At 57.7% G+C, this 13,903-nt stretch carries 13 protein-coding genes and 2 pseudogenes; 1 reads left to right on the top strand and 14 read right to left on the bottom strand.

The window, feature by feature from the left end; genetic code table 11:
- Positions 1-1,162: 1,162 nt before the first annotated feature.
- The 14 genes and pseudogenes from NKI21_RS31730 to NKI21_RS31665 form a co-directional block, all read right to left on the bottom strand.
- Positions 1,163-1,504, bottom strand: coding sequence for a hypothetical protein (locus NKI21_RS31730; RefSeq protein ID WP_352775784.1), 342 nt, complete (start codon positions 1,502-1,504; stop codon positions 1,163-1,165).
- Between the two features lie 13 nt (positions 1,505-1,517).
- A pseudogene (locus NKI21_RS31725) lies at positions 1,518-1,673 on the bottom strand (IS6 family transposase); the annotation flags it as partial.
- A 26-nt stretch (positions 1,674-1,699) separates the two neighbouring features.
- Positions 1,700-2,386, bottom strand: a complete 687-nt coding sequence (locus NKI21_RS31720; RefSeq protein WP_352869194.1) for a response regulator — start codon at positions 2,384-2,386, stop codon at positions 1,700-1,702.
- 720 nt (positions 2,387-3,106) lie between these two features.
- Positions 3,107-4,147, bottom strand: a complete 1,041-nt coding sequence (gene virB11 / locus NKI21_RS31715; RefSeq protein ID WP_023737143.1) for a P-type DNA transfer ATPase VirB11 — start codon at positions 4,145-4,147, stop codon at positions 3,107-3,109.
- On the bottom strand, positions 4,131-5,267 hold the full coding sequence (gene virB10 / locus NKI21_RS31710) for a type IV secretion system protein VirB10 (RefSeq protein ID WP_352869191.1): 1,137 nt from the start codon (positions 5,265-5,267) through the stop codon (positions 4,131-4,133). The genes virB11 and virB10 overlap by 17 nt, the downstream gene beginning before the upstream one ends.
- Complete coding sequence (locus NKI21_RS31705; RefSeq protein WP_023766577.1) at positions 5,260-6,144, bottom strand: TrbG/VirB9 family P-type conjugative transfer protein; 885 nt, start codon at positions 6,142-6,144, stop codon at positions 5,260-5,262. Before NKI21_RS31705 ends, virB10 begins: the two co-directional genes overlap by 8 nt.
- Positions 6,141-6,854, bottom strand: coding sequence for a type IV secretion system protein VirB8 (locus NKI21_RS31700; RefSeq protein ID WP_023766576.1), 714 nt, complete (start codon positions 6,852-6,854; stop codon positions 6,141-6,143). Before NKI21_RS31700 ends, NKI21_RS31705 begins: the two co-directional genes overlap by 4 nt.
- Complete coding sequence (locus NKI21_RS31695) at positions 6,851-7,009, bottom strand: type IV secretion system lipoprotein VirB7 (RefSeq protein ID WP_081731114.1); 159 nt, start codon at positions 7,007-7,009, stop codon at positions 6,851-6,853. Before NKI21_RS31695 ends, NKI21_RS31700 begins: the two co-directional genes overlap by 4 nt.
- 27 nt (positions 7,010-7,036) lie before the next feature.
- Positions 7,037-7,924, bottom strand: coding sequence for a type IV secretion system protein (locus tag NKI21_RS31690; protein ID WP_023766575.1), 888 nt, complete (start codon positions 7,922-7,924; stop codon positions 7,037-7,039).
- A 55-nt stretch (positions 7,925-7,979) separates the two neighbouring features.
- Entirely contained in the window at positions 7,980-8,663 is a 684-nt protein-coding gene (locus NKI21_RS31685; RefSeq protein WP_023766574.1) for a TrbJ/VirB5 family protein, read from the bottom strand.
- 13 nt (positions 8,664-8,676) lie between these two features.
- Positions 8,677-11,046: a type IV secretion/conjugal transfer ATPase VirB4 gene (virB4, locus tag NKI21_RS31680; RefSeq protein ID WP_023737137.1), complete on the bottom strand. Its 2,370-nt coding sequence runs from the start codon at positions 11,044-11,046 to the stop codon at positions 8,677-8,679.
- Positions 11,046-11,372, bottom strand: a complete 327-nt coding sequence (locus NKI21_RS31675) for a type IV secretion system protein VirB3 (RefSeq protein WP_023679584.1) — start codon at positions 11,370-11,372, stop codon at positions 11,046-11,048. Before NKI21_RS31675 ends, virB4 begins: the two co-directional genes overlap by 1 nt.
- A complete protein-coding gene (gene virB2, locus NKI21_RS31670) occupies positions 11,372-11,737 on the bottom strand; it encodes a pilin major subunit VirB2 (protein ID WP_031257862.1) in 366 nt (121 codons plus the stop codon). The genes NKI21_RS31675 and virB2 overlap by 1 nt, the downstream gene beginning before the upstream one ends.
- A 14-nt stretch (positions 11,738-11,751) precedes the next feature.
- On the bottom strand, positions 11,752-12,537 hold the full coding sequence (locus NKI21_RS31665; protein ID WP_023766572.1) for a type IV secretion system lytic transglycosylase VirB1: 786 nt from the start codon (positions 12,535-12,537) through the stop codon (positions 11,752-11,754).
- A gap of 1,291 nt (positions 12,538-13,828) precedes the next feature.
- Here NKI21_RS31665 and NKI21_RS31660 point away from each other — a divergent pair.
- Positions 13,829-13,903 (top strand): annotated as a pseudogene (locus NKI21_RS31660) (DNA-binding response regulator); the annotation flags it as partial.

Genomic DNA, 13,903 nt, shown 5'->3' with positions numbered 1-13,903 from the left:
GGTCACCACCGAAGCCATGATCGCGGAGGCTCCGAAGAAGGAGTCGGCTGGCGGCGGCGGCATGCCTGGCGGCATGGGCGGCGGCGGTATGGGCGGCATGGGCGGCATGGGCGGCATGGATTTCTAATCCAGCCCCTATCAACCTACAGCGGAAAGGGCGGCAGCAATGCCGCCCTTTCCTTGTGTGCCGAACATGATCGACAACTTGGAGTGCGTCCCGAGGATCTCGTCAGAATTAGGATCTTGTCCGATCGAGCAATTCGCGGGCTCAACCTGGTCAAACCGGCGCCCCCTACGAACTGCCCGATCCTTGAGGATTCCGCTGCGCGACAATCACGATGATTCATTCAGTTGGTAGCTATAGGCGGTGAATCATGAGGGGCATTGAGGAGCGTGGCAAGGCGCCCATCTCGGCATTTAACCCCATCGAGCGTGATATCCGAGACAATTCTCTCATCGGACCGGCGGCTGGCGTTGAAGGACCCGGTGAATCATCCTGTTCTATAGTGGAGCAGACGCGCTCTGAGCCTCAAGATCAAGCGTTTCCTCCTCTGAGTATCCTTGATCTGCCGCTGGACATTCTCGTTGATATTGCTGAGCGGCTCAGCCCGATGGATCTGCTGAGGTGTCGCACACAAATCAAGAGCTGCGTGTCGCCGCGATGATAGTCGCAACGCCTCAAGAAAGGCGGATCCAGGTTCAGGCTCGTCGTCGTGGCCGAGAGGCCTCGTGACCCCGACGACTGCGCTTCGGCCTTGTGGGGCCTCGGAGCGGGCGTGGCAGCGCTTGCACCTGAGCTCCAGCGGCGTCTCATCCTGCTTGAGCCCAGGTCTCAGACCATTGCCCTGGAGGGCCTCGGAGCAGGCGTGGGTGGCCTTTGGCCAACCTCCAGCGGCTTGTCTGCGGATTTCACTAAATTGGGACAGCCGTTTTAGTAAATCGCGAACAAGCGTTTCGCTAAGTCGCGGGCAACGGAAGCGATCGAGTTCCGGTTGCCTTTGCTGTTAGGAGTGATTGATTTCGGTTATTTCGCTGAAACGCTGAAACGCCATATCCAGCTTTTCCAACGGTAAATTGGGCACTGTCCAATACTTTATTTCTTGAGAAATCCAACGTTTTTGCCGCGCAGTGACGTTCGGACATAGCAAGGCCTGTCCCATACCTATGAATACGTTTGGCTGAAGCAGACCGATGGCTGCGCGTCGAAGCCGAAGCCGTCGAGTTCGCGGACAAACGGGAACTGCGCGATCCTGCTCGACATGAGCGTGTCGAGCTGGTCGCGGATGGCCGTCAACTTCAGCCGATCCAGGATTGCGATCAGCAGGTCATGATCTAGCGTCGTCATCACCAGCTCCCTCCGACCACCGCTTCGTACTCGGCGAGTGGCCGCAGCAAGGTGGCCGGGGGTGATCTTGATGCGCTCGGCGCGCACCGGCCCTTCGAAGCCGGCAACGCCGACAAAAGGCTCTGTCGCAAACCTGGAAATGGGGGTGTGAACGGCCATTTCGGCCTGTCCGTCAGGCAGCGAGGATATCGAAACAGCGATCGACAGACTTGTAGTCATACCTCGCCTGTCGCTTGCCAATCATGTGGATCATCTCGATGCCGGAGAGGATAACCACGGCGCTCGCCTGCGACTTGAAGCCGATGGATCGAATGCGGCGCTTGATACGCAGTCTGTTCTTTCAATTTAGACCAACTATGCGGATGCCGCCTCAGTCAATTCAAGAAGGTAACCAATGCCGCGCACGGTCGTGATCCGTGGCGTTGCACCTGACCTACTCAGGTGTCCACGTAAGCGATAGATTCCGACTTCAAGCGCGTTGGCAGATACCTCGTCGTTGAACGAATAGAGGTGATCTTCCAACTGCGCACGAGGCACGATGCGGCCTGCACGGATAAGCAGATGCTCTAAAATACATAGTTCGCGGCGTGCGATCTTCAGAGGATGACCCGAGACGGAAACCTGTCGGCCGATCGGATCGAAATTGAGATTGCCAAATACAACGATGGGGTCGGTCACCTGTGTCGACCGGCGCAGAATGGCTCTCATTCTGGCGATGAGCTCATCCAAAGAGACGGGCTTGAGCAGAAAATCGTCCGCGCCACCGTTGAAAATTGCAATTCGCTTCTCGAGATCGTTGATGCTACTCATAATGAGGGTTGGAACTGAATGCCCGTCGCTCCTTAGCTGTCTCAGCCAGCCCAAGCCATCGCCATCTGGCAGAGCCAACTCCAGCAGGAGAATTTCATAGGTTGCGCAACAGAATGCCCTCGACGCCTGTTCCAGGTTGCCAACTACATCAACGGCAAAACCGCTATCCCCGAGCGCAGCTCGCACGGCGCGCGTAAGATCCACGTGATGATCAATGAGCAGCGTTCGCATTTCAAGTCCTATCAAGGTAGGACAGGTCACCGTCCGCTGTAAGACCGGGGCGACAGCAGAAGTCGCGCAACTCTTCGTAGTCTTCGTAACGCTCTTTCCGATGGGTGATCGCGGGAGAATGCAAGCCGCACGCCTGCAATAGTCGGGGATGGAACACGTGAAGACCTGTTGACGGGCTGAAACCGTCGGTCGGCCAGCCCACAATGCCACCGACTCTGCCTGCGATTTCTCTGCGCATCGATCCTCCTATATGGGTTGCGCCGCAAACTCCAGCTGAGGTCGCAAGGGCAGGTTGCGGCTTTGTTCATGGAGAGGACCCCCTAGAGGCAATACCGGGAGGATTCCCTGTATAGCACTTCCCGATTTACCAACCGGTCATTCCGAACCACGTTCGGCGGCTTTGAAGACGCTCATTGAGCGCGGCTAGGTAAATCAAGGGTACGACCTGCCGGGTGTCGATGCCGCTTTTGAAGCAGGCATCGGCACCAGCTCGCTGAGCGTCGCCCGCGCAATTCAGCGGACGCGCTCGATACACCCAGTCGAATCGTGCCGCAGCTTGCCGCGCCGACAGGGCGGCCGAAGAGTTCAGGCTTGTGACCGAAGGGCTACGCCCAGTCGTCCTCCCATAATCAACCTCGGTCAAATCAAAGTGACGTTGAATCTGAACAAGTTGCGCCATCATATCACAAACGACTTACCGATCCCCGACGTGCTCTAGCCTTAGTGCTTGTTAAGAAGATCGGCTACTGTCTCTCCGCGTCGCCGGGCATCGGCGGCGAGCCACACCTCCCCCACCTCATACACGTCGCCGTGGGTACGGAACGGCACAATGACGTCAATGGCAGCCGACAGCAGATCAAGAAGCGTGTGGTCTTCCACAGCAGCTCCTTGCGGGCTGCTCTTGACGAGTGAAAAGAGCTTTTTAAAGCCTTGGACCGGATCCGCCCCATGAATCGTCGATATTGATCCCGCATGGCCGGAGACGACTTCGCTAAGGTAGGCCCAAGCAGCATCATCGCGCATCTCGCCAAGCAATATTCGATCAGGGCGCATGCGCAAGCTGGCTTGCAACAGTTGCTCGGCTGTCACCGCACCTACGCCTGCTCGGTCCTTCGGATAGAGTAACCGGACATGATTCTCGTGCGGGATTGCAAGTTCGAGCGTGTCCTCGATACTTATGAGCCTCTCTTGCGGGGGTATAGCGTTGATCAAAGTCTTGCTCATTGTCGTTTTGCCGCTACCAGTAGGTCCGCAAAGCAGCATCGTGAGCCGCCCGCAAACGCACGCTCGCAAAAATTGCTCCAAGTCACCATGGTCGTAGTGCTGAAGAATCGTTTCGTCCTGCCGCTCTTGGCGCTCCTTTCGTGACCGCCATTGATTCCAACGCGAGTATTCGTAGCGAGAAGAAACTTCCTTGAGTTCGGTCACACGACTTGAGGGACGCCGTATCGTCAGGCTTATTGTTCCTGAGGGAACAGCGGGCGGCAAACAGATCTGCAGCCGCTCTCCGTTCGGCAGCTCAGTCGCACAGAGGGGGCTTTGCGGTCCGACATCTTGCTTGCGCAGCGCTCCAGCGAGGATCGCGATGTCCTCCAGATCGTCATAAGATAGCGGTAGCGGATGTTTCGTGAAAACGCCGGCCTGTCGGACAAAGGCTTCCCCAGGCCGGTTGATAGCGACCTCTTCGGTCCTTGGCTCCTCAAGCCATTTCAGAACAGGGTTGAGAAGCAAACGCAATTGAGGGTCAGCCTCCGGTCGCATTGTTGTCTCTCCGGCGTTGGCGATGTTGGGGGGGGGCTGGCGCCACGGCGGTCGCTCTAAGATCGTATACATCTGAGAAATCGAGGTCCCGAGCCACAAAGATGGATACAGCATCTCCCTGGTTTTTCTTCAGAGTTGGCGGAACGTTGATCGTTGCTCTAAGGGTCGTCTCAACGGCTTGTCCGGCGTTGCTCTGGAAGCTGTTGATACCGCTTCCTCCACCTGAGCTGCCAGCGTATTGACCGGCGGCCTGAAACCCGCCTTGAATGACGCTCATGAGCATTGCTCCGCCAAAGCGCTGCCAGAAGTGATTATCCACCGTGCCAGGCATTCCGGAGCGGCCGAGCTCGTCAGCGCCCGGCGATGCTAGCGAAACGAGGGCATGGTCAGGCGTTTCCATGCGCGTCCACAGCACGAAGACACGCGCATCCCCCTGTTGGAGACCACGCTGGATCTCGCCAATCACGGTCGTCCCGCGATCCAAAAGCACCACGTTGTTGGTGGCGCCGCGGACGTCTTTAGGTAAGACGCACTTCACATAACCCGGTAAATTTGTGTCGACTGCCGTTTGCAAAATGCAGGGGATGATCGTTCCTTGAGTAATCACGAGATCAGGGTGCGGCAAAAGTGTGGCCCGGCTTGGCTCCTGTATATCTGGCTTCAATCGCGCCGACAGATCGCCAGCGTCTGAAATCTCATCCGAGGTCGCGGGAGCATCCCTATGGTTGTCTTCGCTCCGCTGACCGTCGTTGGGCATTTTACTGCTGCCACTGTAGGCGAAAATTGGTGTTTCCTCCGGCGGCGGATCAGCTGAAGTCGGCGTGGATGGCGCAGGATCTCCTGCCTGCGCCGCCTGTACGGCTGCTGGAGCTTCGGGAGCAATCTCAATCGGCACGGGGCGGAATGGTTCGGCGTCGGCGACAATTGGAGGTTTTGGCTGAGTTGGTTCGTCTTGTGTGCTGGGACGACCTCCGAGCCAGATGAGTGATAGAGATGAGATGAGAACAAGAGCAGCGACGGCCAACTTCTGCAATCCCGAAACATGCCGGCGGGCCGGCTCCGAGACCATCGATCCGGAGGCATGGACATCATGTCCCGACTGTGGGCCGGTTTCATTCATCGGCCGAGCCTTTCAAAACGCGCCACACGTCGGGTGTCACTGTACCGGTCCCTGGCGCTCGTCCCACAGGGTCATAAGCCCTGTTGAAAATGGACAAGACCGTATTGCCATCTCTCAGACGCCATTCCCGGGCGACTGCGGATACTTCAACATAGTCTCCTTTGACCGTGTAATTGGCAGCGGCTTCCTTGCCGTCGGGATTGATAATGTAGAGAGAGGGTATGCGGGAATTGCTTGCGAAGCCAAATACGGTGGTAAAGCCATTATCGAAAACTTGCAGCGGCGACAGCGATCGATCGCCCTTTGCGACGTAGTGAAAATTGCTTTCGTCCGGACTGGTAGTTGCGGCGGGCCGATTCAACAAATCCTGAACTCTCTCGTCGTGCAGCACTTTCGCCCGGGCCTGACCAAGAATCGAGCGCCTTTCTGCGTCCTTTCTCCGAGCAGCAGCCTCATCAGCAGGATAGGTGAACTGCACACTGTAGTATAGGTCAGGTTGCTGCTCATCGAGTTTTGGCATCGCTCTCGTTGAAATACTGAAGACGTATCTCCGTGTACCGGACTCACTCTCGGCCAGCACGATGACCGGCTGCGGCGGGAGCATCCGGCTAGCCTTAAAAAAGAGATAGTTGGCGCGCGGGAGCGCAGCCAGGTCTTTGCTATTGGAAACGGCCACGGCTGCGACTGTCTCGTTGGCCGCGAATGTGACAACCAGCGTTGCCCCCACTGCGGTAGACAGGCGCACCACTTCGTCAGGACGGTAAGCCAGGTAGCGCATGCGCGCATCATGCTTGCCGGCAAGTGGTGTGTCTTCCGCGGACGCTTCCATCGTTAAGAAGAGTGAACAGACCAGCGCGAGAAACGCTCTTTTTGTCATGGCTGCACATAGCCCAGGTTCGATACGCTATCTTCCGAGCTTTGATAGGAAGTGATGAGTAGACCTCCCGGATTGGTGAGCCTCGATTGCCCAGGCAGACCCGTCAAGCGCTCGTAGCGGATGGTAGCTGTCCAGGTGGTCACTATCGGCATCTGCCCATCGACAACAAGCGTACGTTTGTAACGGATCTGTTGAACGTCCGGACTGATGTCGTTTGAAGAAATATGCCCGACCTCGAGCTTGCCGCGCTTGCCGACCGTGACTTGCGGCGAGGTGGGATTCGGATAGTTGAAGAAATCTTGATATTGCTGTCGCACAGTCGGCGCGCTGAAACTGGATACGAGGTCATAGGCGTATTGGGCTGTATCTGCTGTGTACCCCTCGCGCAGGCGTACATATTCCCACAGCGAAGCATTTATGACGGCTCGGTCTTGGGTTGCCGGCAGTCGAGACACTGACACTTCGCTGTCGACGGTCCCATCCGGCCGGACCCAGAGGAACACAGGTACGAGCTTGGCCAACGGGACCATGGCAGCGATGGTAAATGCCTGGGCAACATTTCCTAGGACCGCCGCTGCGGCAAAGGCGATCAGGGCCTTTGACAGGCGCCGCGCAGACTTCGCTCGTGACGTTTGAAACGCTTCCACCTTCTTATAGTGGGCGGCTAGCGTTTCTCTCTCCACCAGAAGGGCATGTTCAGGAAATTTCACTTTGGCTCTTCCGCGCATTCGACCTGAAGATCCTCAGGGGTGGTTTCCCATTGTCCCACGTTCAGTTGGAATGGGGCACCCGCGCACGTCGCAAGCCCATGGCTCGTCTTGCAGGCGGCCAAAGCGAGGATTGACAGAAGTAGGCAATATTTCATGTTTTTGGCACCGAGCTTGTCGATTGATTAACCACCCGCCGTTTTGGCAAAGTGGCGATTGAGGCTGTTAAGAGGTCGGTTCGCACCTCCCCAAGAGCCGCCGGCGATGCTGCTGGCGATCGTCGGAAGCGCGACGATCAGAGCGTCACCAGCTAGGAAAAGCATGTCGAGCTCGTAAAGCCCGATGATCTTGGCTGCTGTCGTGCCCGAGAATTTGATCATCAAAAGCATGGCTGCCAGCGAGACTGCTTCGGCAGCGATTACTATCGTTGCAACGATGTTGAGGAGGAGAAGCAGCAGCCCGTACGAGAGCAGTTGGCCGATCCATCTGGTGGCTATGTCTCGAGTGTGATCAAAAAGGTAGCCTACAAGGACCAGGGGGCCGATCGTCAAGAGCACCTTCGTCAGAATTCCAACGGCATCGTAGATCTCGAACGCTGTCCACAGCGCGCCGTAGAAAATCCATTGCGCTCCCTCGAAAGCAAGTATGTCCTGGCCGTTCATAGGCCCAATTTCGGAAGCAATCAGCTGAAAGACATACTGGCTTGAAGCAAACATGATGTCGAGCTTCTGGGCGATTCCGATGAAGGGCAAGTCGCTGCCACTGATGTCGTGAGCCAACCTCGGAATCGTTTCGTCGAAAAGCGCTTCAATGTACTGCTGATAGTTGGCCTGCCCTAAGATAAGGGCGACGACAATCGACACCATGATTACGCGCGAGATACCCCCGCGCGCATCGACTTGACCACGCATGACCAGACAGCCTTGGATTATTATCCAGAGCGTGACACACGCAACCAGAGGCGCACTGACCGCCGCTTGGACGTTTTCAAGCACTTTGTGCAGCCCGGACGTGAAGGCCCCATGAAAGATCGTGTGTATAGTCGTGAATGGCGCGGGAATTTTGAAATTCATGGCGTGAGCCTGATGTGTCCCTGATCAGCGCAGCTGAGCCTGATGAACTCAGCGTTCACGGGAGGGGGCCAAAAATGCGAGCGGTGTCCCGATGTTCGCGACGCTGCGTGGCGGCCTCCTCAGCGGCGTGAAGGCTCCCTTGTGCAGTGGCCATAGTCAGCAGACTCGTGGCCTGGGCATTTTGGATCATCGCATCGTGAATCTGCTTGAGGACCAGACCGTTGGTCACGGTGGCCTGCATAATATTTCCCGAGCGGGAAAGCTGACCAAGCGTGCCGGCGTTATCCTTAAGGCGCTTGTCCATCATGCCCAAAGTGTCGGCTGCAATAGCTGCGGCATTGGCGGCCCCAGCGATTTGTCCCTTTAACAGTTTCGCTTCTGAATCGTCGCCCGTGACTATCCGATTTGGGTCCTCCGCAATGTTACGGGCGATAATCGAAGCTGGCGCCCGAGCATCAAACATCTGCTCCTCCAGCTTATTGCTCGACGGGTAATGATTTCCTTGGTTCAGTGAGCTTAGCACTCCCGTGACAGCGAATGACGAGGTTAGCATTGTCACCATTTCGATCGTCGTAGCGAGCGTCTCGATTGACCTCTCAAGGATCGCCGCATTGGAAATCGCTGTTAAGGTCGATTGTGTTTCTGTTACAGGGTCGGTGACGATCCATTGCGACCGGGCCTGTCCGTGAAGCAGAAGGGAAGCAGCAAGGGTCGTTACTGCAAGTTTGGCAAGTTTCATGAATATTCCTCCGTCAGTCTTGAACTTCATGGTACCGGGCCATGAACTTGTCGAGCCACCCACTTGGGGCGTCTCCGTGCTGGTTGCGAAGCTGGTCGGCAAAGCGCACTGTGTTGGCCCGCCCCGAGAGTACGGCTACGTACTCGCGCATCTGCCCAAGATCGAATTCGCAAACAATACTCCCGCTATCGCGCTTGAGCAAAAACTTGCGGCTGCCGATTGCCATTCCCTGGCGGATTGCCTCGAACTCCTGCGCAGTGCACTTCAAGCCATCGACATACGCAGAGCGGTCCGCCGTCGGTGATGGGTAGAAAATTTTCGTCATACATTGCGCAACGAGACTAGCTCCGAGAGGCGATTCCAGAACGTGTTCAGGCTGCTGCGTTGCGAGTATCAACATGCCGTTGTTTTTGCGGACCGTGAGCAAGAACTTGTCGATAACGGCCGAGAATTGGGGGTTGAGTAGATAGAATCGAAATTCGTCGCAGCTCATCACGAACCGACGACCATCGACGATAGCGCCCACTCGATGCAGAAGGTATGCGGCGGCCGGTGCACAGACCTCCTCATATTCCAGGAGCTGCGTCATGTCGAAGCCCGTAATGGAGGCATCCAGCCTTACTTCGTCCACGTCGCCGTCAAAGGCCCATCCAAGCGCCCCCCCTCTACACCACCGCTGCAGCCGTGCTCCTGCGCCCTCGGAGGGGCTGTGCAATAGGAACTCGCGCAGGCCCGCAAGTGAGCGCATAGGGGGTTCGAACGAAAGCTGACGAACAATGCCGCGTTCCAGCCGACGGCTTTCCTCCGGCGAGATCGGACCACGGCCGTCACTCTCGATCAGGGCCATCAACCACTCGCGCAGAAAGTCCCGAGAGGCGGAGGTGTTGTCCAGTCCACGCAGAGGGGCCAAGCCGCTCGGAGCGCCTCTGCGCAACGCAAGATATGTCCCTCCCGTGGCTCGCACCAGCAGTTCACCACCCCGATCCTTGTCGAAGAAGACGATCGCACCATTGCGATCGACCAAGCTTTGCTCAAGCATCGCGAGGACAAAGGTCATCAGCGTCGTCTTGCCTTTGCCAACGGGCCCGAATATTGCCGTCATGCCGACGTCATTCTCATGGGGGATGTAGTCGAAAGAAGTTCCACCGTTTGTGCGAAAGCGCGCAACAGCATTGCCCCAGTGGCCGGAACTGGAACCGCTTGGGAAGTTCTCAAATGAGACGAGCCCGGCAAAATTGTGTGAGGTGATCGCCCCCGGGCGCGTGCGCCACCTGTTGTTCCCCGGAAGTTGGGACCAATATGCGGCCTCCATGCCGATGCCCTCTTGGACGATAACGGCGCCCGCGTCGGCCAGCCGTGCGCGGGCACTTGCTGCGCGATCTGCAAGGCTATTGAGGCTGTCGGCATAGACGCACAGGCTCAGATGATGCGAACCCATCACGAATTCGTTGCTTGCCAGTGCGTCCTCTGCCTCGGCAAGTTCATTGATCTGGGTGAGAGCCTTGTCGCCGGCACTCGTCATCTGGCTGGACTTAAGGCTTAGTTTGGCATGAGCTTGCGGGCGAGTGAGGAAGGAAAAGCTCTGGCTCAGGACAAGCGGGAAGTTGGCGGACAGCAAGGAATTTAGCATGCCCGGCCGCGTCGTCGCCGGATATTCACGGAACGAAAACAATGATCCGACGGAGCTATCCCCGGGCCTTCGAATCTCAAGCGCCCGCTTCCCGCAGATGACCTGGTCAGTGTAGATCGAGGCGCCAAGTGAGCCGGTAACCATCGGAACCGGAAGAAACCGGCAAGTCATCATGAGCCGAAGCGCCTCGCCGATTTCCGTGAAGAGCACGTTGCCTTTCTCACGAATGCCCAACCGGCGCAGACCGTAACCGCCGAGTGCGCCAGCAATGATGTGCCAGAGGTCTTCCAGGCTCCGCATTTGGGTGGCTAGATCGTGCTCATTCCGTCTGCGGGACTTGGCAATCCGCAAGCCGATCTTGCCGATTGCGGTGCGGGGGGACACGATCAAAGTGAGGAAGTGATCGTTGCGAAAGAGCTTTCCCGACAGCACACGACGCTCGTAGGCCTCGCTCAGACTGCCAGCGAATGCACTTTGAAACCGGCGCGGCGCCGGCGCCGGCACATCGTTGTGTCTCACAAGATGAGCGTATATCGAGACATTGTCATCGGCGATGTTGCGCAAGAGAGTGTTGAACGCGCGGCAGCGCGAGTTGCGCATCTCAGCGTCTTCCAAATCAAAGGGCACACCGTTCACATGTGCCATGGCCATGATCGATCCGTCTTCCAGAAGGACAACCTGATCGCTTACGTGACCAACATACGGAAGGTAGATCTCGCCAGACCTCTCGGTCCGGCCGCTGGCGCCGAACATTACACCATTCCTCTTCCGCGTTTCGGCACTCTGATCGGATTGGCGCTGACGCTTGCGCCTCCCCAGACCGGCCCGTCCACGCTTCTGCCGGCCGTCTGCAAATAGAGCAGCACGACGCTTGCCGCGTTATAGTCACGCTCAACAACCAGCCGTGCTCCGAACCAGAGTGGCGCGAGAACGATTTCGTAGAGCGGGTTCTGAAGGATAATGATAACAAGCCCAGCCAACATCATGAGCAATCCGGCCAGCGTCAGCGGCACCCCCAGAAACAGTGCCGGGCGCGTCGCCGCCACATAGAGGGTGCTCACTTCCAACCGGTCGCTCATCAGCCACCGCCTATGAGCGCCTTGCCCAGGAAGCTGGCCCCGAACATGATGACGATCCCTCCAACGACACCCGCAACCAGGCCAAGTGAAGCACGACCGAACATCCAAGAGATACCGATGGCTACGAGCCCGAGCACGGCCAGTGATTGTCCAAAGGGCCCAAGTATGAACGTGCAGATATTCTGGACCATCTTGGCAGGATCCGTCCCTCCGGTCACCTGAGCCGCGGCTGGCCCGCTGTAGAAGACCGTCCACGCCGCGCCTGCAGCAGCGGCCGGTACATATTCAGCCGCCATGCGCAGCATGAAAAAAGGCGAAGGAACACGCGTTTTAAGCGCACGAAGTATCTTGAGTGGCGTCATCATTGCATCTCCATGTTTCAATCGAATACGAGTTTGTTCGGGTTCGAGGGTTCCCGTGCTTTCGCAGCCTGGCTGCCTGTCGGATCGGAGGGATCGGCCCCGGAGCGGTCTGGCTGATACGAGCCCCAGATGTCCCAAGAATCTTGGTTGGGCTGCTTCTTTCTATTGGCCTGTTGGCTCTGCTGGAGCAGAGGCGGCACGGCTTTCCGACCGGGTGCCTCAAGGTGCGGCACATCTCGAGCAGTCGGCTCCAGCGTTCTCTCAAGGAGACTTGAGATGTCCTTTGCGGCCGACTCGACCTTGCGTACATAACCGTTGGCGAAGCCATGCGTGACGTCGCCCGTGTTATAGGCCGAGATGGCACGGCGAAGCGCCAGTTGCTGTGCCACAGCAGTGGTGCCGCCGGCATACCGGCTTTCAAGCAGGTGGGCGGCAGCCGAAAGCGAGGCGCAGGGCTCGAAAGCCCTTTCCGGCGTGAGATTGAGCACGGCAAAGTTCTTGCTGTTTATCTGCATCAATCCAACATCGACAGAATGTTGTGCTTCGAGGCGTTCCTTGATGCCCCGCGTGGCTTCCAGGTGGTCTATCCAGCGAAGCTGCTCACCTGTGGTGTTGTCATGAGCCACCAGCGTTTCAAAGCCACTTTCAATCTTGGCAATCGCGGCGAGGGTGGACGGCGCAACCCAGGGGGCGCATTTGCGCGACAGGCTGCGGAACTCACGCGGAGAAAGTGGCGCGGGCTCGGCTGGGAGTGACATGGATGTCATCAGGACGATGGCCAGCGGCCAAGCTGCAATAAACATTCCCTATCACCTACCTTTCCAAGCCGCCGGACGGGTTCTGGCCCTGTCCGGCACGCGCTTATCGGGGAGGTTTGTTACTGTGTGATGTTCAAGTTCAGCTTTTCGGTTTCAATTGAAGCAAAGACCGTGTTCGTATCAGCGTGGGTGAGCATCTTGCGCATGCGTGAGTGGCGCGGGCCCGATCAGCCAGCGACATCCGGAGCATCTTGGTACAATGACTCCTGTACAGGATTGCTCGTCCCGGCCGTCCGTTGCTCCTGGAGTGTGGGCCGCGACTTTGGCGTCATGGATGGTACTTCTGTCAGCGCCAAGCCAAGGACAAAATGGGGAGCTTGGCGGGCTTGTTCAGGCTCGGGATCACCGTGGGGAATCGACTAAGGCGATAAAGCGGCCCAACTTTGCCGGTATGCTGCCGGTCGTTAAAGAGCAGCCATGCGCGGCCCTGCACACTCAGATCATTGCTTGAGACGCGAGCTCGTCCGCGAAGCTGGCTCGAGGGCGCAAATCCGCGGCGGCGAGGGTCAACTGGGAAGACGTGGCGGCGCAGCCCATCCTGGTGCGAGCCTCGTTCAGCTGTTCGGCCGCCGCCGCCAAAGGGTGGATCATGCACAGTCCCATCGGCAGATAACCGCACGTCATTGACGGAGTCCGACGGCGCAATGGACAAGCATAGTGACACGCTCAAGATGGAGGAGTTGCAGTAACTGAGAAATGTTAGCCCGGACGTTCACCGCAACCGGCGACCTGCCGGTCGCCGAACAGCATTTGAGGCCGCCGGCCACCTTGGACGAAGCCGGCTTGGCAGGAGACACACTATTTTGCACAAGGCCGCTGCAGCGAATCACGGTCTTCTTCCGCCGACCGCCTCTCCGATCAAGCCAAACGCCGCGCTGCTCAACCATGTCCGAGCTGGATCCACGAGCCGGAGGATATCGAGATGATCCAGGTCCGCAAACTCCAGGATGACCAGGATGCAAGGGCATAGCAGGAAACTTGGCATCCATGAGGTCGAACTTGAGTGATATTGGCAGGCCTGCACCAACGGGGGAGCTCGAAGCGAAAAAGCGAAGGACCACACGGCAGGGTCATGTCGGCGCTTGGACCTGTCTGGTGGCCACGGGCTGCCTTGGTGCGGTCAATTCGCTGGGGATGAAAAGAACAGGACGAGCACGGCCTCACATTGGCCGCACGCAACGGCGAGTGGTATCAAGGAGCAGCTGTTCTGGGTCGGTGCCCCAGGGTTGCTCGGCAACAGGTTTAGACAAGGGGATTCAAGATTGAAGGTGTGCCGTTGAAACATGTTCTTGTCATTGACGATGATGCCGCAATGCGGCGCCTCATCGCCGAGTATCTCACGATGCATGCC

The sequence above is a fragment of the Mesorhizobium sp. M0715 genome, assembly GCF_040320355.1.
Lineage (GTDB): Bacteria > Pseudomonadota > Alphaproteobacteria > Rhizobiales > Rhizobiaceae > Mesorhizobium.
This window is presented reverse-complemented; position numbering and strand designations above follow the sequence as displayed.